Source organism: Stutzerimonas chloritidismutans AW-1, from assembly GCF_000495915.1.
Taxonomy (GTDB): domain Bacteria; phylum Pseudomonadota; class Gammaproteobacteria; order Pseudomonadales; family Pseudomonadaceae; genus Stutzerimonas; species Stutzerimonas chloritidismutans.
In genome coordinates this window covers 85,367-108,763 of the sequence record NZ_AOFQ01000056.1, presented here as the reverse complement: position 1 = coordinate 108,763, position 23,397 = coordinate 85,367, and the positions used below count along the sequence as shown (strand labels likewise).

The window sequence follows — 23,397 nt, the reverse complement described above, 5'->3', positions numbered from 1 at the left end:
GGAATCCTTCCTCATGGTGCGTTTTTGCAAAGAAGCGGGGTCGGGCTGATCAGCTCCTGGCCAGCCGTGGGCTCAACCGGCGCAGCAGATTGAGGCTGATGTTCTGGGCGATGGTCGAGAGCGCCTGGATCTTGCTGAACGGCGAGATCAGCGAGAGGCACTCGCCGAACACCTGGATCAGGAAGTACTCGTAGAGCGCGTTGTTGCCGATGCGGCTGTAGTAGCGCGCCAGCGAGTAGTGGGCGTGCATGGCCATCTGGATGCGTTGCCGGCTCGGCTGCATGGAGAAGATGCCGCCCTCGTGCACGCGGTAGGCGGCCGGGCTGATGGTTTCCAGGAACTTGCCTTTGCCGTAGGCGCCGAGCAGCGACCACCAGCAGATATCCAGCACTTTTACGCCCAGCAGTTCCGGCGGCAGCTCCTGCACCAGATTGCGAAAGCACACGGTGAGCGTCGAGAGCGGGCGACCCTGCATCAGCTCCTGCGCGGTGGCGTCCTTGCGCAGCTTTCCGGTCAGTTGCGGGCTCTGGATGATGCCCTTGCTGTTGAACATGAAGGCATCGTGATAGGTGATCACGTAGTCACGATGCTGCTCGAGGAAGTCCACCTGCTGCTGCAGTTTGGTCGGGTCGGTCCAGTAGTCGTCGCCTTCGCAGTAGGCGATGTACTTGCCCCCGGCGCGGGCGAACAGGCGCGTGCTGAACGGCTCGCCGAGGCTGAACTGGTTCTGCGTCTGATAGATCGGCTTGATGATGCGGGGGTAGCGCGCCGCGTAGTCGGCGATGATCGCGGCGGTGGTGTCGGTCGAGGCGTCGTCGTGGACGATCACCTCGAAAGGGAAATCCGTTTCCTGCTGGAGGAAGCTCTCCAGCGCCTTCCTGATAAAGGATGCGTGGTTGTAGGCCAGGCAGACGACGCTCAGCAGCGGCTCGGTCTTGCCGCCCCAGCGTTCAATCAAGGCTTGCTCGCTCTTCAATTCCATTTTTGGACGCTCGTTTGGTGATGAGTAGGTGAAGCTTGAGTCGCAGTGATTTCGAGGTGGCCGCGACCAGCGCCAGGCAAATGAATCCGCTTACGGCCAGCGCCATCAGCATGTCGAAGCGGTTGTCGCTGGCGATCAGCAGGAACAGCGGCTCGCCCAGCGCCACGCCGATCAGGGTCGCCGCGGTGATGCGCAAGATGTCACGCGTCCAGATGCCCTGCAGGCCGGGCGAGAAACGCCGATGCACCACCGGAGGCCAGATCACGAAGGTCGCCAGGCGCAGGAAGAACCAGGCAAGCGCCGCGCCATAGGCGCCGTGGGTGAGCGCTGCGTAGATCACGATCGGCACGCTGATGGCGGTGGAGACCACGCTGTACCAGATATGCAGGCGCAGCCGGCCATAGGCGTACTGCAGGTAGAACTGAAAGGCACCGACCGCCATCAGCGCGCTGCCCGGCACGTACCAGAACAGCATGCGCTCGCTCCACTGCGCCGCGCCCGCGTCGCCGGTCCAGGCGAGGATCAGGGCATGCCCGTGCCAGGCGATCACCGCGGCCATCGGAAACAGCACGCTGCAGACGAAGCGGGTGGCGTTCAGGTACAGCCGCTCCATTTCGGCGATCCGGCCCTCGGCCACGAGCATGGTCATGCGCGGCAACAGCGTCTGCACCAGGGGGTTGGTCAGGGTCATGATGCCGGTGGTGATCAGCGCCACCAGCGAGAAGTAGCCGTACTCCTTGAGCAGCAGCACCTTAGAAAGCAGCACCTTGTCCAGCTGGGTCAGCACGATCCACAGCAGCGAGGTGAAGAACATGCCGCCGGCGAAGGGCAGCACCGGCCGCACCACGCGCCAGTCGATGCCACTGAGCAGCCTCGGGCTGGACAGCTGTATGTAGGCCTTGCTGGCGAAGGCAAGCGTTTCCACCAGCGCCACGGCGGTTTGAAACAGGAAGAAGTCCAGCGGTTCCTGCGAGACATAGGCGACCAGAAACAGGCCGCCGAGGTAGCGCAAGGTGGCGATCAGGGTGTTCGTTGCGTTCAGCCAGCCGTGCAGTTCGACGCCCTGCAGCCCGCTCTTGTACAGGGTCGCGTAGAGCCTCAGCGCGACCATCAGGCCCATGAGGCTGATGCACTGCATGATGGTGCCGGTGCTCAGTTCCCGCGCCTGCAGCCAGGCCCCGGCGATCCAGCCGCTGCCCAGGTAGATCGCCACGCAGGTCGCCAGGGCGATCGGCAGCAGCAGCAGCTCGAACGAACGCAGCAGCCGCCCTGCAGGACCAGCCGCGGTGCTGAGATCGCCCTGGCCGCGGTAGTGTGCCACCTGCCGCACCAGTGCCGGCGACATCCCGGCATCGAGCAGCTGCAGCCAGGCCTGAAGTACCGCGAAGAAGCCAATCAGCCCGTAGGCTTCGGCGCCCAGATGCTTCAGATAGAACGGCAGGATCAGAATGCCGATCAGCAGGGCGTAGGCCTGGCCGAGGTAGTTCAGGCTGGTGTTGCGGATCACCGATAACCGCTTGGGATCTGACATGAGTTACTGCTGGCCTCCAGTGGTCAGGGGCATGCGCGGGTAATCCGAACCTGGCAGGCGCTCCACGCCGCTGAACAGCCCGAACGCATCGGCAAAGGGCTGGAACAGGGTCCGGTTCGACTGTTCGCTGTGGATCGCTTCCTGGATCAGCGTCTGCATGACCTTTTCCTGCACCTTGCGCGGCAGCCCGGGGTAGATCGGCAGGCACAGCACCTTGCGGCTCAGGGCCCGCGAGCGTGGCTGCGGCACTTGCGGCTGCAGATGATCGAGCGTGTCCAGCGACGGGTAGAAGTAGCGGCGGGGGTTGATGCCGTTCTCGTTCAGTTGCGAGCGGCAGCGCAGGAGCTGGCTTTCGTCGGCGAGGGCAACGGGAAAGTAGCTGTAGTTGCACTGGGATTCCGGCTGCGCCCGTTGCAGATCGAAGTGTTCGCCAAGGCGGCGCTCGTAGCGATGGCCGATCTCTGCCCGGCACTCGAATATCAGCTCGATATCGTCGAGCACGCACATGCCCATCGCGGCGGAGAACTCGTTGAGCTTGGCGTTGATGCCGATGCCTTCGATCTGGTCGGTATCGACGATGCCGAAGTTGCAGAGCAGGCGTATGCGTTCGGCCAGGGCGTCATCGTTGGTGACGATGGCGCCGCCCTCGATGGTGTGGAACAGCTTGGTTGCATGGAAACTCAGCGTGCTGATATCGCCCCAGTCGTAGACCGAGCGACCCTTGTGACGAACGCCAAACGCATGGGCGCCGTCGTAGATGACTTTCAGGTTGTTCTTGCGCGCGATCTGCTCGATGCGTTCCACATCGCAGGGGTTGCCGAACACATGCGTGGCGACGATGGCGGAGGTGTCGGGCTGGATATTTCGCTCGATCTGCTCCGGGTCCAGATTCCAGGTTGCGGGGTCGATGTCGACGAAGAGCGGCTTGATGCCTTCCCACTGCAGCGAGCTGGTGGTGGCAACGAAGCTGAAGGGCGTGGTGATGGCGCTGCCCGTCAGCCCCAGCGCACGATACGCGACCTGCAGTGCGATGGTGCCATTGTTGGTGAGGATGATGTTCCTCACCCCGAGGTAGTCCTTGAGTCGTTGCTCCAGTGCGGTTACCAATGGTCCGTTGTTGGTGAGCCAGCCGGTGTTGTAGATCCTGTCTATGTAAGCCTTGAACTTGTTCTTGCTGCCCAGGTATGACTTGGTCACGTTGATCATGGTGATTTCCTTATCGAAGCTCAGCCGCCCCCGAATGGCATTCGGGGGTTATCGCTGGGTGCTACAGATGCGCGCTCAGACAGGTTGATGCGCGCCGATCGCGCTGGCCCGCCGTGCCCTGCGTTGGTTGTGCCTGAGGATCATTCGGGTCATCAGGCTGCCGGCGTGGGGGTCGCCGTAGTGGAAGATGGCGGTAGCGCGCAGCTGCGCCGGATCACAAGGCTCGTTGGCATGCAGGGATCGGTAGCCCCAGAACAGGTAGAGATTGCCGGGTACCAGCTGCAGGCGCTGAGGCTTGAGCAGTCCGAGGCCTATCGCGCGGCTAATCAGCTTGCGACTCAACTTGTTCTGCAGCAGTGCTTTCTCCACCACGTTGACCAGTACGTACTTGCGAAGCTTGCGCAGATTGGGAAACAGCAGAAGATCGCCGCGCTGGTCGCCTTCCTGCGGGATTTCCACAGGTAGCAATGCCGTTACCAGAGAAGCGTCGTAGTGGAAGCAGTTCGACTCCTTGCGGCCTGTCTGCCCCTGCACGCATCGCATCACCAGGTAGATGCGCTTGCTTGGCGCCTCTTCGCCGGCGCCAAGCTGGTACATGTCGTCCAACAGTGACTGGAATTCCGGTGCGCTGCTCAATGTGGCAAGCAGCGAGCCCGCAATCTGTTCACCGTCGTGATGAGCGAAATATTCCCCGTGATGCTGTCGAGCCTGCTCGTAAACTTGCTCGCGCAGTTGAGTTAGTTGCAGATTGTTCAAGTAGCCGGGTATGCAGGCGTAGCCATTCTGATTGATATCCCGCGCAATCGATGCCTTGTCCTGATCTTCCGTTCCATAAAAGATTGTTGACACGGTAGTTCTCCCTGCACAAAGGCGAGGCGAAACGGTTTGGTCGAGCCGCAGCTACTGCGCGCCGCTGCTGGTCGGCGTTCTGAGTGGAAATAAAAAATTACGGCGTAATGCCTGGGCAGTAGGTTTTAGCCTGTGGCAAAAGTTAATACCGATCTAGAATATTTTTTATTAGACAAAGCTACCGCCATCGACTTGTTTATATGTCGAGTTGAATAACTTATACGTAATTCCCCGTCATCTGCGATCGGCTAGCGTCCGCGTGCGGCTTTGAAAGAATCGGGCATGGCTACCGCACTCCGGGCACTCTGCGAGCCCCGATTCTCTCAATGCTTGTGGCGAACGAGCCTGCATCGCTTTACTAAAAGCGATACTAATCAGGCAGGGGATTTAACTCTTGCGCCGCAAAACTTGACCTGTCCAGTTGGTCTTAAACTGCTCTGCAACGTATTGCTCCCTGTTGCGACTAGATATCCGTCATAACGTGAACCAAGTCAAGCTAGGGAGCCAAAAAAAAGTTGCGGATGGGGATCGCGAGGTGTTTAGGAGAGCCAACTTATTGAGTTGGAAAGAGTTTTGTTTTTGACGCGGGATGGCCTAGGGCTATCATGAATGGTTATAGCGAATGTGGTAATTAGCTCTAAGCTGAATAAACCATCTGCTCCTTTGCTGGCCATAAATGACGTATGCATAAACAAAGGGAATATTATTCCGACTATGCTGAGCAACTATTCGGATAAAGAGTTAATTCTACGGACCCGTTGTTACAAGACGCGGCTGACTGGCCGAAAGAGGGGGCGCGCTTGTCTGTCCGTGACAGAAAAGACGCGCAAACGAAAAAGGCCACTCGTCTGAGTGGCCTTTTCGTGATTTGGTTGCGGGAGCCGGATTTGAACCGACGACCTTCGGGTTATGAGCCCGACGAGCTACCAGACTGCTCCATCCCGCGTCTGTGGGGCGCATTCTACAGCCCGGTTACCCGTTGTCAATCAAAAGGAAGGAAAAAATCGTATTTCATTCAAAAGGTTAGCGAGTCCTGCAAGGTCTGCTGCCAATACGAGCGTCTCAGAGTTATGCGCGCACAAAAAAAGGCCACTCATCTGAGTGGCCTTTTAAATTGGTTGCGGGAGCCGGATTTGAACCGACGACCTTCGGGTTATGAGCCCGACGAGCTACCAGACTGCTCCATCCCGCGACGCGCATTCTACAGCTTTAAACGCGGCTGTCACGGGTTTATTTGACATCAGATGGAAATATCGGTCAGGCGTGCCATGAGGGCAGGGTGCCGGGAGCTGTTGGCTGGTGTGGCAGACACTGTTTGATTGCCGGGCGAGCCTGCGGCAGGTGATGGCGACGAGCGATTCTCATCATGCCCCAGAGCATGGAGAGCGCTACCGACAGCCAACCCAGGATCATCATCAGGAGTATCAGCGCAGGTTCCATCTGGAGCTTCCTCTTTGAATCCAATATTCGTCCTTGTGGTTGTGACCCCGCTCGCTGAAAGCGGTTCCGGCATGCCATCGGTCGCTCGCCGGCGCACTCCTTGGAATCGCCGCTGCCCAAGTATGAAGTGGATGATGCGGAGGTGTCGGACATGCGTATTCAGCTTGGTGTGCTGGTTGCAGCGCTTGCTTCAACAGTCAGCGCGCAGGATCTGGAATTACCGTTCGCTGATATCCCGTTGGCTCAGAACACGGGCGCGGCGGATCGCGGCGCCGCCGGCAATGGCTCGATGGGCATTGGCGGCGGTATCGACTATCTGGAGGATGACCAAGGCCAGTCTGAGGCAGGTGACGCATCCTCCAAGAAGCCAGCGGCGGAGCAGTACGACGACACGGGCGAACCCGGCCATGGTGGCAATGAGACCGACATGGAGCACCGTCGCCGTCCCAAATTGGAAAGACGTAGTGATTAACGCAGTCGTTCATCGATAGGAGGTAGCCATGAATCGGGCACTCACAGTGGTAACAGCATTGCTTCTGGCGGGTTCTGCCGGGGCGTATGCCGGTTCGGCGGAGAACGCCGATGACACTCGTCGTCCGGGAGCTGCAAACGAAAGCTCAGTTGAATCGAGCGAGCGTTCCGACCAGCACAGGGAAAAGTCGGAAGGCCACGACAGTCGGGACCACAAGGCGCAGCAGGGCAGTGACCTGGGTACCATGGGAACGGGTAATACCGGAACCACAGGCGGCATGGGTGCTACCACGGGAACCGACACCATTGGCGGGACCATCGAAGAATAGCCCGCTACCGGCCACGCAACATTCATAAAGCGGTCGGGCATCCGTACAATGCCCAACCTTTCAACATCTATTGGCCTGGTATGCAGATCGCTTTGGCGCCCATGGAGGGGCTGGTCGACGAAATCCTTCGCGACGTTCTGACTCGGATGGGTGGGGTCGACTGGTGCGTCACCGAGTTCATCCGAGTCTCTGATCGTCTGCTGCCGCAAAGCAGCTTTCGCAAACTTGCACCCGAATTGCAGACTGGCGCCATTACTCGCGCCGGAACCCCTGTGCGCGTTCAATTACTGGGCTCCGATCCTGCTTGTCTGGCTGATAACGCTGCCTATGCCTGCTCACTGGGTGCGCCTGCTATCGATCTGAATTTCGGCTGCCCGGCCAAGACGGTAAACAAATCGCGCGGTGGGGCCATCCTGCTCAGGGAGCCTGATTTGCTGCACGCCATCCTCTGTGAGGTACGGCGAACTGTGCCGGCGCACATCCCGGTCACCGCCAAGATGCGCCTGGGTTTCGACAGCCCGGACGGTGCACTCGATTGCGCTCGGGCGCTGGTGGACGGCGGGGCAGAGCAGTTGGTGGTGCATGCGCGAACGAAGGTCGAAGGCTACAAGCCGCCGGCGCATTGGGAATGGGTGGCTCGCGTGCAGGAAGTCGTCGTGGTGCCGGTATACGCCAACGGCGATATCTGGTCGCTGGAAGACTGGCGTCGCTGTCGAGAGGTCAGCGGCGCGGAGAACATCATGTTGGGCCGCGGCCTGGTTTCGCGGCCAGACCTGGCACGGCAGATCGCCGCCGCTGAACAGGGGCAAAGCATCGCCGAGATGAGCTGGGCAGAGTTTCAACCCACGCTGGTGGACTTCTGGCAGCAGGCGCGGGGCAAGATCGCACCACGCTATGCGCCCGGCAGACTGAAGCAGTGGCTGGCCTTGCTTACGCGCAACTACCCCGAGGCGGTGGCGCTGTTCGCCGCACTGCGCCGGGAGAATGATTGCGCGCGGATCGACGCGATGCTCGGCGTCGATACCGTCGGAATTCCGGTGGCGGCGCTGGGTTAGGCCGATCAGCGTCCGCCGCTGACGTCCAGCAACGCGCCGGTGGTATAGCTGGCGTGCTCACTGGCGAGCCAGAGTATGGCTTCGGCAACTTCCTCGGCTTTCCCGCCGCGCCCCATGGGCACGCTTGCCTTGACCCGCTCGATGCGATCCGGCTCGCCACCGCTTGCGTGAATCTCGGTATCGATCACGCCGGGTCGTACCGCATTCACCGGGTCGTCCCGCATTCCCCCGAATGCCTTCGCCGGCCACTTCCCTGGCCAGCCCGACCGTCATGCTGTCGATGGCGCCCTTGGCCGCCGCATAGTCGATGTACTCCCCAGGCGCGCCAAGTCGCGCGGCGATCGAGGACAGGTTGATGATCGAACCACCCTGGCCGCCATGCTGATTGGACATGCGCTTAATCGCCTCGCGTGCACATAGAAAGCTGCCGATGACATTGGCACCGAGCACGCGCGTCCAGCGGGCGGCGTCCATCTGCTCCAGGCGCATCTGCTGTTCGAGCATGCCGGCGTTGTTGACCAGCACATCGAGGCGGCCGAACTCGCGATCAATCATCTCGAACATCTGCACCACCTGACCCTCGTCGGCGACATCAGCCTTGACCGTGATTGCCGATACGCCCGCAGCGTGGACCTGTTCGAGCACCTGTTTCACCGCGTCTTCGCGTTGGTGATAGTTGAGGCACAGTGCGTAGCCCTGGTGGGCCGCCAGCCGGGCAGTGGCGGCGCCGATACCACGACTGGCACCTGTGATCAGCATGACTCTGGACATGGTGTTACCTCTCGTCGGCAGGCTCATTTTCTGTGCCTTGAAATCTGCATAACGGTTCCCATCTAGGGCTCAGCGGGATGCCGAAGTCGGGTCCTGCCAGTTTCAACTCGCTGATTCAGGAGGTTTATCATGAGTTCGTTCCCCATGGCCCCTCTGTTCCGGCAATCCGTGGGCTTCGATCGTTTCAATGACCTGTTCGAGTCCGCGCTGCGCAACGACACCGGCAGCTCGTATCCACCCTATAACATCGAGAAACACGGTGACGACCAGTATCGAATCGTGGTCGCAGCCGCCGGCTTCGAGGAGTCCGACCTCGATCTGCAGGTCGAGCGCAGTGTGCTGACCATCAGTGGCGGGCGGCGCGAAAGCGAGGCCGAGAATGTCACCTATCTGCATCAGGGTATCGCTCAGCGGGCGTTCAAGTTGTCGTTCCGGCTAGCCGACCACATCGAGGTGAAAGGCGCTGCGCTGAACAGTGGCCTGCTCAACATCGACCTGGTGCGCGTGGTGCCGGAAGAGGCCAAGCCCAAGCGCATCCCGATCAATGCCGATCAGCGGCCCGCGCTGGAGGGTTGATCTGCAAGGGAGAGAAGGGCGCCATAGGGCGCCCTTTCTTGTAGTTGTCTCGTCTGGTCAGTCACCGCGTTCAGCATCCAGCAGCGCCATGAAGGCTCTGGCCGCATTGGACAGGGTGCGTTCCCTGTGCACGATGTAGCCAAGTTGCCGGGTCAGCTGAATGCCTGGTAGAGGCAGGCTGACCACCTGTTCGTCGAGCATGCTGCGCGGTAACACGCTCCAGGCAATGCCGATGGAGACCATCATCTTGATGGTCTCCATATAGTTGGTGCTCATGGTGATATTGGGCGTCAGGCCCTCACGCTCGAACAGTCGCTGGGCGATGTGGTGAGTGAAGGTGTTGCCGCCGGGAAAGACGGCAGGATGGCCGGCGACATCGGCCAGACGAATATCCGCCTTGCCCGCCAGCGGGTGCTCGGGCGCGACAACGAAATCCAGCGGGTCGTCCCATACCTTCATTGCCCGGACCGGCTCGGCAGTCTGCGGCGCCAGGGTGATGACCGCCAGTTCGGCGCGGCCATGCAGCACTTCGTCGTAGGCGACTTCCGAATCGAGAAAGCGAATATCCAGGCTGACCTGCGGATAAACGCGGGTGAACGCGCGTAGCAAGGGCGGCAGGCGATGCAGGCCGATGTGATGGCTGGTCGCCAGGCTCAGCCGGCCGCCAATGTCGCCGTTGAGGTTGGTCAAGGCGCGGCGGGTGTCGTCCAGTACATTCAAAATCTGATAGGCCCGCGGCAGCAGGGCTCTTCCTGCCTCGGTCAGGCCAATCTCGCGGCCGAGCCGGTCGAACAGGCGCACGTCCAGCTGCGATTCCAATGCGGCGATGCGTTTGCTGACTGCAGGCTGGGTCAGATGCAGGCGCTCCGCGGCCAAGGAAAAGCTGCCCGTTTCCGCGATGGCGATAAAGGCATTGAGGTTGGCCAGGTCCATGAACGATCTCTATCCGGTGATGATTTGGATTCCTGTAGGGAATGCTTGGGATGAAAAATATGAATTTGAGTAATTGAATGCAAGTCCCTAGCATCGTCCCCATAAGCGCAAGGGCTATTCGCCCCGCATAGAAAGCAGATGAGGAAAAGTCCGATGGCCGGCAAGACGCTCTACGACAAGCTCTGGGAAATGCACGAGGTGAAACGTCGCGACGATGGTTCGTCGCTGATCTACATCGACCGCCACATCCTGCATGAAGTGACTTCGCCACAAGCGTTCGAAGGTCTGCGTCTGGCCAATCGCAAGCCATGGCGCATCGACGCCAATATCGCCACGCCGGACCACAACGTGCCGACCACCAAGGGCGAGCGTCAGGGCGGCCTGGAAGCTATCGCCGACGAGGTCTCGCGCATCCAGGTGCAGACGCTGGACGAGAACTGCGATGACTTCGGCATCCTCGAATTCAAGATGAACGACGTGCGTCAGGGCATCGTCCACGTCATCGGCCCGGAGCAGGGCGCGACACTGCCCGGCATGACCGTGGTTTGCGGTGATTCGCATACCTCCACCCACGGCGCCTTCGGCGCGCTGGCCCACGGCATCGGCACCTCCGAGGTCGAGCATGTGCTCGCCACCCAGTGCCTGGTCGCCAAGAAGATGAAGAACATGCAGGTGCGCGTCGAAGGCAAGCTGCCGTTCGGCGTCACCGCGAAGGACATCGTGCTGGCGGTGATTGGCAAGATCGGCACCGCTGGCGGTAACGGCCATGCCTTGGAATTCGCCGGCAGCGCGATTCGCGATCTGTCCATGGAAGGGCGCATGACCATCTGCAACATGTCCATCGAAGCCGGTGCCCGCGTAGGCATGGTGGCGGTGGATGAAAAGACCATCGCCTACGTCGAAGGGCGTCCGTTCGCGCCGAAGGGCGACGACTGGGACAAGGCGGTCGAGCTGTGGAAAGGCCTGGTCTCCGATGTCGACGCGGTGTTCGACACCGTCGTCGAGCTCAAGGCCGAGGACATCAAGCCGCAGGTCAGCTGGGGCACTTCGCCGGAAATGGTGCTGGCTGTCGATCAGAGCGTGCCGGACCCCGCCGCTGAAGCCGACCCGGTCAAGCGCGATTCCATCGTTCGTGCGCTGAAGTACATGGGCCTGGCGGCCAACCAGCCGATCACCGATATCAAGCTGGATCGCGTGTTCATTGGTTCCTGCACCAACTCGCGGATCGAGGACCTGCGTGCCGCGGCTGAGGTCGCCAAAGGGCGCAAGGTGGCGGCGAACGTCAAGCAGGCCATGGTGGTGCCGGGCTCCGGCCTGGTGAAGCAGCAGGCCGAGGCTGAAGGGTTGGACAAGATCTTCGTCGAGGCTGGCTTCGAGTGGCGCGAACCGGGCTGCTCCATGTGCCTGGCGATGAACCCGGACAAGCTGGGCAGCGGCGAGCATTGCGCCTCGACTTCCAACCGCAACTTCGAGGGGCGTCAGGGCGCTGGTGGCCGCACACACCTGGTCAGCCCGGCCATGGCGGCCGCTGCGGCGGTAACCGGCCATTTCATCGATGTACGCGAACTGGTCCAGGCCTGAGGAGATAACGGATGAAAGCCTTTACCCAACACACCGGCCTGGTCTGTCCGCTGGATCGTGCCAACGTCGATACCGATCAGATCATTCCGAAGCAGTTTCTCAAGTCCATCAAGCGCACCGGCTTTGGCCCTAATCTGTTCGATGAGTGGCGCTACCTGGACGTCGGTCAGCCGAATCAGGATTGCTCGCAGCGTCCGGTGAACAAGGACTTCGTGCTGAACTTCCCGCGCTACCAGGGCGCCAGCGTGCTGCTGGCGCGTGAGAACTTCGGCTGCGGCTCCTCCCGCGAGCACGCGCCGTGGGCCCTGGAGGAGTACGGTTTCCGTACGATCATCGCGCCGAGCTTTGCCGACATTTTCTACAACAACAGCTTCAAGAACGGCCTGCTGCCGATCGTGCTGAAGGAAGAGGAAGTCGATGAGCTGTTCGCACAGGCCGAAGCCAACGAAGGCTACCAGCTGACCGTGGACCTCGCTGCGCAGGTCGTGACACGCCCGGACGGCAAGCAGTACGACTTTGAAGTCGATGCCTTCCGCAAGCACTGCCTGCTCAACGGCCTCGACGATATCGGCCTGACGCTGCAAGACGCGGACGCGATCAAGGCGTTCGAGACCCGTCACCAGCAGAGCCAGCCATGGCTGTTCGGCGCCATCAAGTGAGATAAGGGCAGGGTGGATGATGCGTCATCCATCCACTTGCAGGGTTTCGGTGGATGAACACAACGGCGTCCACCCAAGTGAAAATCGAGGAATGTGATGAGTAAACAGATTCTGGTTCTGCCCGGTGATGGTATCGGCCCGGAGATCATGGCCGAGGCGGTCAAGGTTCTGCAGCTGGCCAATGACAAGTTCCAGCTGGACTTCGAGCTGAGCTATGACGAGTTGGGTGGCGCAGCGGTCGACAAATATGGCGTGCCGCTGGCCGACGAAACCCTTGCGCGTGCACGTGCTGCCGATGCCATTCTGCTTGGCGCGGTGGGAGGCCCGAAGTGGGACAAGATCGATCCGGTCATTCGTCCCGAGCGCGGTCTGCTGAAGATTCGCTCCGAGCTGGGGCTGTTCGGTAACCTGCGTCCTGCACTGCTCTACCCGCAACTGGCCGATGCGTCGTCGCTGAAGCCTGAGATCGTGGCCGGTCTGGATATCCTCATCGTTCGCGAGTTGACCGGCGGCATCTATTTCGGCAAGCCGCGCGAAAGCAAGGTGCTGGAGAACGGTGAGCGCATGGCGTACGACACGCTGCCGTACAGTGAAAGCGAAATCCGTCGCATCGCCAAGGTCGGCTTCGACATGGCGATGGTGCGCAACAAGAAGCTCTGTTCGGTGGACAAGGCCAACGTGCTGGCGTCCAGCCAGCTGTGGCGTGCTGTGGTTGAGGAAGTGGCCAAGGACTATCCCGAGATCGAGCTGAGCCACATGTACGTCGACAATGCGGCAATGCAGCTGGTGCGCGCACCGAAGCAGTTCGACGTGATCGTCACCGACAACATGTTTGGCGACATCCTCTCCGACGAGGCATCGATGCTGACCGGTTCCATTGGCATGCTGCCGTCCGCCTCGCTGGATGCGGGCAACAAGGGCATGTACGAGCCGTGCCACGGTTCAGCGCCGGATATCGCTGGCCAGGGCATTGCCAATCCGTTGGCGACCATCCTGTCCGTTTCGATGATGCTGCGTTACAGCTTCAATCAGGTAGCGGCAGCCGATGCCATCGAGCAGGCGGTGAGTGATGTGCTCGATCAGGGCCTGCGTACCGGTGATATCTGGTCGGAAGGCTGTACCAAGGTCGGTACTCAGGCGATGGGCGATGCAGTAGTCGCGGCCCTCGCGAAGTTGTAATCTTCTGGCCCGCCTTAATCTGCGCGGGCCACTTTTTCTATAGGTGTAGTTGCGATGAAACGTGTAGGTCTGATCGGTTGGCGCGGTATGGTCGGTTCCGTGCTCATGCAGCGGATGCTGGAAGAGCGGGATTTCGACCTGATCGAGCCCGTGTTCTTCACCACTTCCAATGTCGGCGGCCAGGGCCCCGATATTGGCAAGGAAACCGCTGCGCTGAAGGACGCCTACAGCATCGACGAGCTGAAAGGCCTCGATGTGATCCTGACCTGTCAGGGCGGCGACTACACCAATGAAGTCTTCCCCAAGCTGCGTGAAGCGGGCTGGCAGGGCTACTGGATCGACGCGGCGTCCTCGCTGCGTATGCAGGACGATGCGGTGATCGTGCTCGATCCGGTGAATCGTCGCGTGATCGACCAGCAACTGGATGCCGGCACCAAGAACTACATCGGCGGCAACTGCACCGTCAGCCTGGCGCTGATGGGCCTTGGCGGTCTGTTCGAAGCCGGTCTGGTCGAGTGGATGAGCGCGATGACCTATCAGGCAGCCTCCGGCGCCGGCGCGCAGAACATGCGCGAACTGATCAAGCAGATGGGTGCAATCAATGCGGCCGTGGCCGATGACCTGGCCAATCCCGCCAGCGCGATTCTGGATATCGACCGTAAGGTGGCTGAAACCCAGCGCAGCGAAGCATTTCCGGTCGACAATTTCGGCGTGCCGCTTGCCGGCAGCCTAATTCCTTACATTGACAAGGAGTTGCCGAATGGCCAGAGCCGCGAAGAGTGGAAGGCGCAGGCTGAGACCAACAAGATCCTTGGTCGATTCAAGAGTCCGATCCCGGTTGACGGCATCTGCGTGCGCGTGGGTGCCATGCGCTGCCACAGCCAGGCGCTGACCATCAAGCTGAACAAGGATGTGCCGATCTCCGATATCGAAGGGCTGATCAGCCAGCACAATCCCTGGGTCAAACTGGTGCCGAATCATCGTGATGCCAGCATGCAGGAGCTGAGTCCGGCCGCAGTCACCGGAACGCTAAGCGTGCCGGTCGGCCGTCTGCGCAAGCTCAACATGGGCTCGCACTACCTGGGCGCGTTCACCGTGGGCGATCAGCTGCTGTGGGGCGCCGCGGAGCCGCTGCGGCGCATGTTGCGTATCCTGCTGGAGCGTTGATGCGCTCTCGATGAAGTGCCAGACGCCGCGACTTGTTCGCGGCGTTTTCGTTTATGCGATGTGCCGCTCGGCGGCGCTGGTTGCAGTGGTCTGCCATTTCGCTACAGTGCCGGTCCTTAGTGCGTGGAGGTGACGATGCCCACAGGTGTCGGTGTTGCGGTCGTAGGTGCGGTCAGCCTGGTAGGCGAAGCACTGGTCGAGGTGCTCGAGGAGCGTGCGTTTCCGGTTGCCGAGCTGTATCTGTTGGGTGACAGCGAGGATGTCGGGCACACGGTGCCATTCAAGGGCCGGAATCTGCGTGTAGGCGAGGCGGATCGCTTCGACTTCAATCGGGCGCAGCTGGTGTTTCTGGTCGGTGCTTCGGAATTGGTGAGCGAGTGTCACGTCAAGGCAGTAGCGGCAGGCTGCCGAATCGTCGATCTGTCAGGCTCGATTCCCGTCAAGCAGCAGCTTTGCGTGGTGCCAGAGGTTAACGGCGGGCTGCTCGATTCACTGCCCGATCAGCGCGCCATTGCCAGTCCACTGCCTGAAGCGGTCGCTCTGGCCATTGCATTGAAGCCGATCCGGCAACAGCTGGATTTGCATCGCGTGACTGTTACGGCTTGTCTGCCAGTGTCCAGCCGTGGCTCGGCAGGTGTGAAGGAGCTTGCCCGGCAGACATCTGAATTGCTCAATGCGCGACCTTTGGAGCCCCGAATATTCGGCCGGCAGATGGCTTTCAATATGCTCGCACAAGCCGAGGCGGTCGACGCGCAAGGATATGGAGCGCAGGAACGGCGTCTGGTTGAAGAGCTTCGTCAGCTTCTGGATATGCCTGAACTCGCCGTCTCTGTTACGTTCGTTCAAGCTCCGGTGTTCTTTGGAGAGAGCCTCATCGTCTCGTTGCAGGGTGGCGTCGAGGCCGATATGCCAGCGCTGTCTGCGGCTCTCGACGCGGCGCAAGGGGTTGAGCTGGTGGAGTCGGACGACTATCCGACGGCGGTTGGTGACGCAGTCGGGCAGGAGGCGATCTATGTTGGAAGACTTCGCAGAGGCATCTGTGATCCACGGGAAGTCAATTTGTGGATTGTGTCTGATAACGTGCGAAAAGGCGCGGCACTAAACGCTGTGCAGTCTGGTGAGTTGTTGATAAAAGACTATCTGTAAAAGATACTTACTGGTAATTCAAAGAATATTTCTAGCCGATGCGCTGAACGGCTTATCGCTGATGGGGAGCCACCGCCAGGTGGCGCGGGCAGTGACATAAGACCCTCTCGTAGTTCGAGAAAAAGATAAACAAGGGATTAAATAATGGTTCGGGTTCGCAATCTGGTGCTGGCAATCGCGGCTGCTACCGCGCTGACTACAGAAATGGCCCACGCGCTTGGGTTGGGAGAGGTCACGCTTCAGTCGTCATTGAATCAACCGCTGATCGCGGAAATCGAGCTGCTGGATGCAAACAGCCTGGCGCCCGGGGAGGTGATCCCGGTATTGGCCTCGCTCGAAGAATTCAATCGCGCCGGTATTGATCGCCAGTACTTTCTGACGGACCTGAAATTCACTCCAGTGCTGCGTCCGAACGGAAAGAGCGTCATTCAGGTTTCGTCCAGCAAGCCGGTACGCGAACCCTATCTCAATTTTCTCGTAGAGGTGCTCTGGCCCAGTGGGCGCCTGCTCCGTGAGTACACCCTGCTGCTCGATCCGCCACTCTATTCACCGGAAACCGCAGCGGCCGCAGCACCGCAGTTGCCCATTTCCGCTCCGTCCCGAACAGTAGAGCCAGTACGCTCTGCGCCAGCTCGTCCGTCTACAACGCGCTCGACCGCAGTTCAGCCGGTAAGCGCGCCGCAGAGCGGCGGTAGCGAGTACAAGACTTCTGCGCGCGACACTCTCTGGGAGATCGCGGAGCGCAATCGTCGCAATGGAACGGTTCATCAGGCGATGCTGGCTATTCAGGATCTCAATCCTGATGCTTTCATTGGCGGCAATATCAACCGGATGAAGAGCGGGCAGGTACTTCGTCTGCCGGATGCCGAGCAGATATCGACTCGCTCTCAGGCCGAAGCGATCGCTCAGGTCGCGGAGCAGAACGCGGCATGGCGACAGGGTAGTGGTGGCGCGGTTGCAGGCGCTCGCCAACTGGACGCGACCCGTCGTACTGAAGCTGGAGCAGCACCGTCGCGTAGCGAGTCTCGTGACAGCCTCCGCCTGGTGGCGGCTGATGCGGGCAAGGAAACTGCCGGCTCCGACACCGGGTCTGCCGAAGGCGGCCAGGCCTTGCGTGACAAGCTGGCGGTGACCCAGGAGAGTCTGGACTCCAGCCGTCGTGAGAACGACGACCTCAAGGATCGTCTGAATGATCTACAGGGGCAGCTGGAAAAGCTGCAACGGCTTATGCAGCTCAAGGATGACCAGCTTGCCAAGCTGCAGGCCCAGGTCGGTGCCGAAGGCCAGGCCCCGGCGCTGGACGCCAACGCCAACGCCAACGCCAGCCAGCCTGCTGCCGCAAAAACAGAGCCCCAGGTAACTGAAGGTAGCACGCAAGAGCCGGCCCGCGCTGACGGTGACACCCAGGCTGATTCTGCTGTTGATACCCGGCAGGAACCTGCTCCAGTCGTAGCTCCGGCACCGGCCGAGCAGTCTGCGGCGTCCAAGCCTGCTGCAAAGCCAGCCAGCCCAGCGAAACCGGTCGCACCTGTTGTTGAGCCTGAGCCCAAGAGCCTGATTGACGATCTGCTGTCCAACACTTTGCTGCTCGGTGTCGTCGGCGGTAGTGCCCTGTTGCTGTTACTGCTGGGTCTGATGGCTCTTTCGCGCCGCAATGCGATGAAAGAGGCGGAGCTGCAGGAAAGTCTGATGGCGGATGACACGGTCGACGATCTGCGAGTGGAATCGCCAGCGTACGTCGATTTGGGACAGGAGCATCAACTTGAACCGACTTCCTTCCATGCCGACGCTCCGGCTGCGTCGGATGAGCTGACTTCCACTACAGGTGATGCATTGGCCGAGGCGGACATCTACATCGCTTACGGCCGCTTCAATCAGGCTGCAGAACTGCTACAAAACGCCCTTAATGACGAGCCTCAGCGGAGCGATCTCCGGCTGAAGCTGATGGAAGTGTATGCGGAGTTAGGCAATCGCGATGGCTTCGCCCGTGAAGAAGCTGAGCTACGTGAAATCGGCGGCGCTACCACCGAAGTCGAGCAGCTGAAGTACAAGTATCCCGCCATGGCCGCGGCGATCGGAGGCTCGGCAGCTGTCGCCGCCACTCATATGGACATGGACCGCCTCGACCTTGATGATCTGCAGCTCGACGAGCCGGCCGCGCCGGCGGCAGGGCAGGATCTGGACGATGCATTCGACCTCAGCCTGGATGATCTGGACATCGATCTGAACGAGGAGCGTCCGGCTGCACCTGCGGACGACTCTTTGGACTTCGACGACCTGACGCTGGATGAGCCGGTTACCGAGCGTGAGACCTCGCCTGCAGCCAGCGATTTCTCCTTCGATCTCGCAGAAGATAAGTCTGCGCAAGACGCCGAGCAGGACGATCTTTCCGATTTCTCGTTCGATCTGGACAGCGACAAAGGAACGGAGCAAGCCCCTACAGAGTTTTCGCTCAATCTCGACGAGGAGCCGGTTGAAGGTCCTGCTGCGTTTGAAAGTGATGATCTCGATTTCGAACTGTCGGAGCCTGTAGCGAATCCGAGCGACGATTTGCCCGAAGGGTTCGATATTTCGCTGGATGAGCCCGAGTTTGAGGCGCAACCGGAAACCTTTGCCGACAAGCTGAACGAGGTGGAGGCTGATCTGGATGATCTGTCCAAGGAACTGGAGGAGCCGGCCACTGCTCCTGCTGACAACTTGGCTACGACTGACGCCGACGGCGGTGGGGAGGACGACTTCGATTTCTTCTCCGACACCGACGAAACTACCACCAAGCTGGATCTCGCCAGAGCCTATATCGACATGGGCGACGCTGAAGGTGCACGCGACATCCTGGATGAAGTGATTTCCGAGGGTAGCGATGTCCAGCAGCAAGAGGCGCGAGAAATGCTCGCCAAACTAGCCTGATCATGACCCAAGCAGTACCCCAAACGGCAGCCGAAATGGCTGCCGTCGGCGTTTCCAGGATCGCGCTTGGCGTCGAATACAAGGGATCGCGCTATCGCGGATTTCAGCGTCAGCGCGCCGGTGTGCCATCCATTCAGGAATCACTCGAAACTGCGTTGACCAAAGTGGCGGGTGGTCACTCCGTCACGCTGAGCTGTGCAGGTCGCACAGACGCATTGGTCCATGCCAGCGGGCAGGTCGTGCACTTCGACACGCCGGTCTCGCGAACCATGCACGCATGGGTGATGGGCGCGAACATGAACCTCCCATCCGACATCAGCGTCACCTGGGCGAAGGAGATGCCGCGTCATTTCGATGCGCGCTTCAGCGCGATGGCTCGTCGTTATCGCTATGTGATCTACAACGATCAGATACGGCCGGCGCACATGGCCGAAGAGGTTACCTGGAACCATCGCCCACTCGATATCGAGCGTATGCGTGCCGCTGCCACGACGTTCGTGGGAACACATGATTTCAGTGCCTTCCGGGCCAGGCAGTGTCAGGCCAAGTCGCCGATCAAAACCATTCATCACCTGGAGCTGCTGGAGCACGGCCGGCTGATCGTCATAGATGTTCGGGCCAATGCCTTTCTGCATCATATGGTGCGCAACTTCGCTGGCGTTCTGATGACCATTGGTGCGGGTGAGCGGCCAGTGGAATGGGCTGCGCAAGTGCTGGAGTCTCGTGTGCGCCGAACGGGCGGAGTGACAGCGCACCCGTACGGGCTCTATCTCATCGAGGTCGATTATCCCGAAGAGTTCGAGCTGCCGAAGCGCTATCTCGGTCCACACTTCCTGTCGGGTTTGCCGGACGTTCGGCGCTAATGAATTAGGCGGGAGCCGTTTTGCCTATTCGCTTGCAGGTGGCAGGTCTTTTGTTACCATCCGGTTTCCTTTTTGGCAGGTAGCATCCGTTGTCAGTCGTTCGCAGCAAAATATGCGGGATCACTCGCGTCGACGACGCCTTGACAGCAGCCAAGGCGGGCGCCGATGCCATCGGCCTGGTTTTCTATGCCAAGAGTCCGCGTGCCGTCGATGTGCGGCAGGCGCGTGAGATCGTCGCGGCATTGCCACCGTTTGTCACGACGGTAGGCCTGTTCGTAAACGCCAGCCGCTGCGAGATCAACGAGATACTCGACGCCGTTCCGTTGGACATGCTGCAGTTTCACGGCGATGAAACACCGGCGCAGTGCGAGGGGTTTCATCGGCCGTGGTTCAAGGCGCTACGGGTAGGGAACGGCGAGGATATCGAGGCTCAAGTCGCGCGTTATGCAAATGCCAGCGGCATCCTTCTGGATACTTTCGTGGCAGGGGTGCCGGGTGGGACGGGCGAACGCTTCGATTGGTCGCTGATCCCGGCGGCGCTGGCCAAGCCGCTGATTCTGGCAGGTGGACTGACCTCCGAGAACGTTCAGCAAGCCATTGCCCAGGTTCGTCCGTACGCAGTGGATGTCAGCGGCGGGGTGGAGGCGAGCAAGGGCGTCAAGGATGCTTCCAAGGTGATGGCCTTTGTCGGTCGGGTTCGATCGGCTATGTGACGCCTGGGCAGCCTTTGCCGTCCAGTAACGAGTCGCTGGTGAGACCAGTAGCGTGATTCCTTGCCTGAAGGAGTCGGAGTTTCGCGGCTGCGCCGATAGGCGCATCGCTCACGCGACCAAGAGCGCCTGATACGCGTGGTCGCAACAATGAATCTGCCTGCAGCGCGAGTGCGCTCGGGACTGAAGCTTTGGAGAACAAGAGCATGAGCAACTGGCTGGTAGACAAACTGATCCCTTCGATCATGCGGTCGGAGACGCAAAAGAGCTCGGTCCCCGAAGGCCTTTGGCACAAGTGCCCCTCTTGCGAGGCGGTTCTATACCGCCCTGAGCTGGAAAAGACGCTCGATGTTTGCCCCAAGTGCCAGCATCACATGCGCATCGATGCCCGTAGCCGGCTCGATATCTTCCTCGATGCCGAGGGCCGCGAAGAGATCGCTGCCGAGCTGGAGCCGGTCGACCGCCTGAAGTTCCGTGATAGCAAGAAGTACAAGGATCGCCTCTCTGCAGCACAGAAGCAGACCGGCGAGAAAGATGCGCTGATCGCAATGAGCGGAAAGGTCGTCAACATCCCGGTCGTGGCTTGTGCATTCGAATTCTCGTTCATGGGTGGCTCCATGGGAGCAATCGTTGGCGAGCGTTTCGTGCGGGCCGCCAATGTTGCTCTTGAAAAGCGTTGTCCGCTGGTGTGCTTCTCCGCGTCAGGCGGTGCCCGGATGCAGGAGGCTCTGATCTCCCTGATGCAGATGGCAAAGACTTCCGCCGTGCTGGCCCGCATGCGTGAAGAGGGCCTGCCGTTTATCTCCGTACTGACCGATCCGGTCTACGGAGGTGTGTCTGCGAGTCTGGCGATGCTTGGTGATGTGATCGTCGCCGAGCCCAAGGCATTGATCGGCTTCGCCGGCCCGCGAGTGATTGAGCAGACCGTACGAGAAAAACTGCCGGAAGGCTTCCAGCGCAGCGAGTTCCTGCTGGACCATGGTGCTATCGATCTGATCATTCATCGCTCCGAACTGCGTACTCGCTTGTCGCGCTTGCTGGCCCAGATGCAGAAATTGCCAAGCCCGGTGGAACCCGCCCAGGTAACGGCTACTGCATGACCGGTCGGAGTCTGGCCGACTGGCTCGCCTATCTTGAGCAGCTGCATCCCACTGCCATAGACATGGGCCTGGACAGGGTCCGAGCGGTGGTGGGGCGGCTTGGTCTGACACGGCCGGCTCCGCTGGTGATTACCGTCACGGGTACGAATGGCAAAGGCTCTACCTGCGCGTTCATCGCTGCTCTGTTGAGCAGTCAGGGATACAAGGTCGGTAGCTACAGCTCGCCGCATCTTCTGCGTTACAACGAGCGCGTTCAGTTCGACGGGCACCAGGCCAGCGATGACCAGCTTTGCCAGGCCTTTTCCGCGGTGGAGGCGGCGCGAGGCGAGGTTTCGCTGACCTATTTCGAAATGGGCACACTTGCAGCCTTCTGGCTGTTCGAGCGGAGCGGGCTCGACGCCGTGGTACTGGAAGTCGGTCTTGGTGGTCGTCTCGATGCCGTCAACGTCATTGACGCGGATCTGGCTGTGATCACCAATATCGGACTCGATCATGCCGATTGGCTGGGTGATACCCGCGACAGCGTTGCGTATGAAAAGGCCGGGATCATGCGCGACGGAGTCCCCGCGCTTTGTGGCGATCTGGATGTTCCGGGGCCATTGTTTGAGCACGCAGAGTCCCTGAAATCACCGCTGTTTCTGCGCGGAAGAGATTTCGACCTGGCGCTTGATCCCCACTCCTGGCATTGGCGGGGCGTCGGGCCTGGCGGCGAGCCGTTGGAGCTGCATGACCTGCCGCTGCTGTCATTGCCGATGGAGAACGCTGCACTTGCCCTGCAAGCCTATGCCACGCTTGCCTTGCCATGGGAGCCGGCGGCGTTGTCCGCGGCGCTTCAGCGGACACGCGTTGTAGGGCGCCTCGATAGTCGGCAGATCAGCTGGCGCGGCCGCGAGATCTCGCTGCTGCTGGACGTTGGACATAATCCTCATGCTGCAAGCTACCTCGCGCAACGCCTTGAGCAGCGGCCAGTAGATGGTCGTCGCTTGGCTGTTTTTGGTCTGCTGGCGGATAAGGATCTCAACGGTGTGCTCGAAGCGATGTCCTCCTGCATCGCTGATTGGGCCGTCGCTCCACTGCCTACGCCGCGAACGCAATCAGCTACACAATTGGCTGCAGCGCTGCTTGAGCGGGGCGCGTCGGTCAGCCAGTATGCGAGCTTCGAGCAGGCGCTCGATGCTCAATGCGCGAAGGCCGAAGCCGATGATGAAGTAGTGGTTTTCGGATCGTTCTACTGCGTGGCGGCGGCGCTTGACTGGCTGGAACAACGGGGCGGGGGAGAGTTGAATGGCGATGCTGGATAAGGGATTGCTGCAGCGTATGGTTGGCGCTCTGGTGTTGATTGCGCTGGCGGTCATATTCGTGCCGATGCTGTTCAATCGTGAGGACGATCTGCGCCACGTCACCGTCGATGCGCCCACCATCCCTGCTGCACCGGCACCGGCTGAAATCGAGATGCAGGAGGTCGAAGTGCCAGAGCCGGCGTCGGAGCCTGAAGGTTTCGAGATCATCGAGGAAGGTGCCGAGGCAGAAGCGGCATCACCCGTCGGTGAGCAGGCTTCGGAGCCGATCGTGCCGGTCGCTCCGAGCGAGCCTGCGCCAGCTGCGCAGCCGCCGGTGGAACAACCGCAGGCGGCGAAAGACGAGCCACGGCTTGATAACGACAACCTGCCGGTCAGCTGGTCGATCCAACTCGCCAGCCTGTCCAATCGCGCCAGCGCCGAAAGCCTGCAGCAGACCTTGCGTTCGCAGGGCTACAACGCCTACATCCGCACTGCGGATGGTATGAATCGCGTCTTCGTCGGACCGCTGGTGGAGCGCAGCGAAGCGAATCGGCTTCGCGATGTGTTGCAGCGCCAGCAGAAACTCGATGGCTTCGTCGTTCGTTTCAAGCCGGAAGGAAGCTGAATCGTTGAAGCGCTGGCCGGGGTACTGACGACAGGCC

The 23,397-nt window shown here is 60.5% G+C and carries 21 protein-coding genes, 2 tRNA genes and 1 pseudogene; 15 read left to right on the top strand and 9 right to left on the bottom strand.

Translation table 11 applies throughout. From position 1 onward, the window contains the following. Positions 1-49: 49 nt before the first annotated feature. The 7 genes from F753_RS43045 to F753_RS43015 form a co-directional block, all read right to left on the bottom strand. Entirely contained in the window at positions 50-982 is a 933-nt protein-coding gene (locus F753_RS43045) for a glycosyltransferase family 2 protein (RefSeq protein ID WP_031298155.1), read from the bottom strand. Continuing rightward, on the bottom strand, positions 951-2,513 hold the full coding sequence (locus F753_RS43040) for a lipopolysaccharide biosynthesis protein (RefSeq protein ID WP_023446367.1): 1,563 nt from the start codon (positions 2,511-2,513) through the stop codon (positions 951-953). The genes F753_RS43045 and F753_RS43040 overlap by 32 nt, the downstream gene beginning before the upstream one ends. 3 nt (positions 2,514-2,516) lie before the next feature. Next, positions 2,517-3,719: a DegT/DnrJ/EryC1/StrS family aminotransferase gene (locus F753_RS43035; RefSeq protein ID WP_023446366.1), complete on the bottom strand. Its 1,203-nt coding sequence runs from the start codon at positions 3,717-3,719 to the stop codon at positions 2,517-2,519. Positions 3,720-3,794: 75 nt separating this feature from the next. After that, entirely contained in the window at positions 3,795-4,568 is a 774-nt protein-coding gene (locus tag F753_RS43030; protein ID WP_023446365.1) for a hypothetical protein, read from the bottom strand. An 869-nt stretch (positions 4,569-5,437) separates the two neighbouring features. Beyond that, a tRNA-Met gene (locus F753_RS43025) sits at positions 5,438-5,514 on the bottom strand. A 169-nt stretch (positions 5,515-5,683) separates the two neighbouring features. Further along, positions 5,684-5,760 (bottom strand) — tRNA-Met (locus F753_RS43020). 65 nt (positions 5,761-5,825) lie between these two features. After that, the gene (locus tag F753_RS43015; RefSeq protein WP_023446364.1) at positions 5,826-6,008 is read right to left on the bottom strand and encodes a hypothetical protein; all 183 of its coding nucleotides are present in this window, start codon (positions 6,006-6,008) and stop codon (positions 5,826-5,828) included. Between the two features lie 151 nt (positions 6,009-6,159). On the opposite strand from F753_RS43015, the gene F753_RS43010 reads away from it, so the two are divergent. The 3 genes from F753_RS43010 to F753_RS43000 all read left to right on the top strand — a co-directional run bounded on the left by F753_RS43010 (position 6,160) and on the right by F753_RS43000 (position 7,863). Continuing rightward, on the top strand, positions 6,160-6,480 hold the full coding sequence (locus F753_RS43010) for a hypothetical protein (protein ID WP_031298146.1): 321 nt from the start codon (positions 6,160-6,162) through the stop codon (positions 6,478-6,480). Positions 6,481-6,508: 28 nt separating this feature from the next. Next, the gene (locus tag F753_RS43005) at positions 6,509-6,808 is read left to right on the top strand and encodes a hypothetical protein (protein ID WP_023446362.1); all 300 of its coding nucleotides are present in this window, start codon (positions 6,509-6,511) and stop codon (positions 6,806-6,808) included. Positions 6,809-6,888: 80 nt separating this feature from the next. Continuing rightward, on the top strand, positions 6,889-7,863 hold the full coding sequence (locus tag F753_RS43000) for a tRNA dihydrouridine synthase (protein ID WP_023446361.1): 975 nt from the start codon (positions 6,889-6,891) through the stop codon (positions 7,861-7,863). Positions 7,864-7,868: 5 nt separating this feature from the next. Here F753_RS43000 and F753_RS42995 read toward each other — a convergent pair. Then, positions 7,869-8,634, bottom strand: a pseudogene (locus tag F753_RS42995) (SDR family oxidoreductase). Between the two features lie 129 nt (positions 8,635-8,763). Here F753_RS42995 and F753_RS42990 point away from each other — a divergent pair. Beyond that, the gene (locus F753_RS42990) at positions 8,764-9,210 is read left to right on the top strand and encodes an Hsp20 family protein (RefSeq protein ID WP_013982514.1); all 447 of its coding nucleotides are present in this window, start codon (positions 8,764-8,766) and stop codon (positions 9,208-9,210) included. Between the two features lie 57 nt (positions 9,211-9,267). Here the strand turns inward: F753_RS42990 and F753_RS42985 are convergent, their stop codons facing one another. Next, positions 9,268-10,143: a LysR family transcriptional regulator gene (locus tag F753_RS42985; RefSeq protein ID WP_023446359.1), complete on the bottom strand. Its 876-nt coding sequence runs from the start codon at positions 10,141-10,143 to the stop codon at positions 9,268-9,270. 153 nt (positions 10,144-10,296) lie between these two features. Here F753_RS42985 and leuC point away from each other — a divergent pair, with 153 nt between their 5' ends. The 11 genes from leuC to F753_RS42930 all read left to right on the top strand — a co-directional run bounded on the left by leuC (position 10,297) and on the right by F753_RS42930 (position 23,360). Further along, positions 10,297-11,724 (top strand): 3-isopropylmalate dehydratase large subunit, encoded by a 1,428-nt coding sequence (gene leuC, locus F753_RS42980; protein WP_023446358.1) that lies wholly within the window; start codon positions 10,297-10,299, stop codon positions 11,722-11,724. Positions 11,725-11,735: 11 nt separating this feature from the next. Next, positions 11,736-12,383 (top strand): 3-isopropylmalate dehydratase small subunit, encoded by a 648-nt coding sequence (gene leuD, locus F753_RS42975; protein WP_003301356.1) that lies wholly within the window; start codon positions 11,736-11,738, stop codon positions 12,381-12,383. 96 nt (positions 12,384-12,479) lie between these two features. Next, positions 12,480-13,562 carry a 3-isopropylmalate dehydrogenase gene (gene leuB, locus F753_RS42970; protein WP_023446357.1) on the top strand — a complete coding sequence of 361 codons (1,083 nt, stop codon included), beginning with the start codon at positions 12,480-12,482 and terminating at the stop codon, positions 13,560-13,562. A gap of 54 nt (positions 13,563-13,616) precedes the next feature. After that, positions 13,617-14,729, top strand: coding sequence for an aspartate-semialdehyde dehydrogenase (asd, locus tag F753_RS42965; protein ID WP_003301359.1), 1,113 nt, complete (start codon positions 13,617-13,619; stop codon positions 14,727-14,729). Positions 14,730-14,864: 135 nt separating this feature from the next. Further along, entirely contained in the window at positions 14,865-15,875 is a 1,011-nt protein-coding gene (locus tag F753_RS42960; RefSeq protein WP_023446356.1) for an aspartate-semialdehyde dehydrogenase, read from the top strand. 144 nt (positions 15,876-16,019) lie between these two features. Then, entirely contained in the window at positions 16,020-18,782 is a 2,763-nt protein-coding gene (locus F753_RS42955; protein WP_023446355.1) for a motility hub landmark protein FimV, read from the top strand. Between the two features lie 2 nt (positions 18,783-18,784). Beyond that, entirely contained in the window at positions 18,785-19,645 is an 861-nt protein-coding gene (truA, locus tag F753_RS42950) for a tRNA pseudouridine(38-40) synthase TruA (protein WP_031298141.1), read from the top strand. 89 nt (positions 19,646-19,734) lie between these two features. Next, positions 19,735-20,358 carry a phosphoribosylanthranilate isomerase gene (locus tag F753_RS42945; RefSeq protein WP_031298139.1) on the top strand — a complete coding sequence of 208 codons (624 nt, stop codon included), beginning with the start codon at positions 19,735-19,737 and terminating at the stop codon, positions 20,356-20,358. 203 nt (positions 20,359-20,561) lie between these two features. After that, entirely contained in the window at positions 20,562-21,455 is an 894-nt protein-coding gene (gene accD / locus F753_RS42940) for an acetyl-CoA carboxylase, carboxyltransferase subunit beta (RefSeq protein WP_014820551.1), read from the top strand. After that, positions 21,452-22,756 (top strand): bifunctional tetrahydrofolate synthase/dihydrofolate synthase, encoded by a 1,305-nt coding sequence (gene folC / locus F753_RS42935; RefSeq protein ID WP_023446352.1) that lies wholly within the window; start codon positions 21,452-21,454, stop codon positions 22,754-22,756. Before accD ends, folC begins: the two co-directional genes overlap by 4 nt. Further along, positions 22,740-23,360, top strand: coding sequence for an SPOR domain-containing protein (locus tag F753_RS42930; protein WP_023446351.1), 621 nt, complete (start codon positions 22,740-22,742; stop codon positions 23,358-23,360). Before folC ends, F753_RS42930 begins: the two co-directional genes overlap by 17 nt. Positions 23,361-23,397 lie beyond the last annotated feature (37 nt).

Coding starts and splice junctions, on each gene's coding strand:
- leuC (WP_023446358.1), top strand. CDS start 10,297: ATGGCCGGCAAGACGCTCTACGACAAGCTCTGGGAAATGCACGAGGTG.
- accD (WP_014820551.1), top strand. CDS start 20,562: ATGAGCAACTGGCTGGTAGACAAACTGATCCCTTCGATCATGCGGTCG.
- F753_RS42990 (WP_013982514.1), top strand. CDS start 8,764: ATGAGTTCGTTCCCCATGGCCCCTCTGTTCCGGCAATCCGTGGGCTTC.
- asd (WP_003301359.1), top strand. CDS start 13,617: ATGAAACGTGTAGGTCTGATCGGTTGGCGCGGTATGGTCGGTTCCGTG.
- F753_RS42960 (WP_023446356.1), top strand. CDS start 14,865: ATGCCCACAGGTGTCGGTGTTGCGGTCGTAGGTGCGGTCAGCCTGGTA.
- F753_RS43040 (WP_023446367.1), bottom strand. CDS start 2,513: ATGTCAGATCCCAAGCGGTTATCGGTGATCCGCAACACCAGCCTGAAC.
- F753_RS42930 (WP_023446351.1), top strand. CDS start 22,740: ATGGCGATGCTGGATAAGGGATTGCTGCAGCGTATGGTTGGCGCTCTG.
- F753_RS43015 (WP_023446364.1), bottom strand. CDS start 6,008: ATGGAACCTGCGCTGATACTCCTGATGATGATCCTGGGTTGGCTGTCG.
- F753_RS42955 (WP_023446355.1), top strand. CDS start 16,020: ATGGTTCGGGTTCGCAATCTGGTGCTGGCAATCGCGGCTGCTACCGCG.
- truA (WP_031298141.1), top strand. CDS start 18,785: ATGACCCAAGCAGTACCCCAAACGGCAGCCGAAATGGCTGCCGTCGGC.
- F753_RS43005 (WP_023446362.1), top strand. CDS start 6,509: ATGAATCGGGCACTCACAGTGGTAACAGCATTGCTTCTGGCGGGTTCT.
- F753_RS43000 (WP_023446361.1), top strand. CDS start 6,889: ATGCAGATCGCTTTGGCGCCCATGGAGGGGCTGGTCGACGAAATCCTT.
- folC (WP_023446352.1), top strand. CDS start 21,452: ATGACCGGTCGGAGTCTGGCCGACTGGCTCGCCTATCTTGAGCAGCTG.
- leuD (WP_003301356.1), top strand. CDS start 11,736: ATGAAAGCCTTTACCCAACACACCGGCCTGGTCTGTCCGCTGGATCGT.
- leuB (WP_023446357.1), top strand. CDS start 12,480: ATGAGTAAACAGATTCTGGTTCTGCCCGGTGATGGTATCGGCCCGGAG.
- F753_RS43035 (WP_023446366.1), bottom strand. CDS start 3,719: ATGATCAACGTGACCAAGTCATACCTGGGCAGCAAGAACAAGTTCAAG.
- F753_RS42985 (WP_023446359.1), bottom strand. CDS start 10,143: ATGGACCTGGCCAACCTCAATGCCTTTATCGCCATCGCGGAAACGGGC.
- F753_RS43010 (WP_031298146.1), top strand. CDS start 6,160: ATGCGTATTCAGCTTGGTGTGCTGGTTGCAGCGCTTGCTTCAACAGTC.
- F753_RS43045 (WP_031298155.1), bottom strand. CDS start 982: ATGGAATTGAAGAGCGAGCAAGCCTTGATTGAACGCTGGGGCGGCAAG.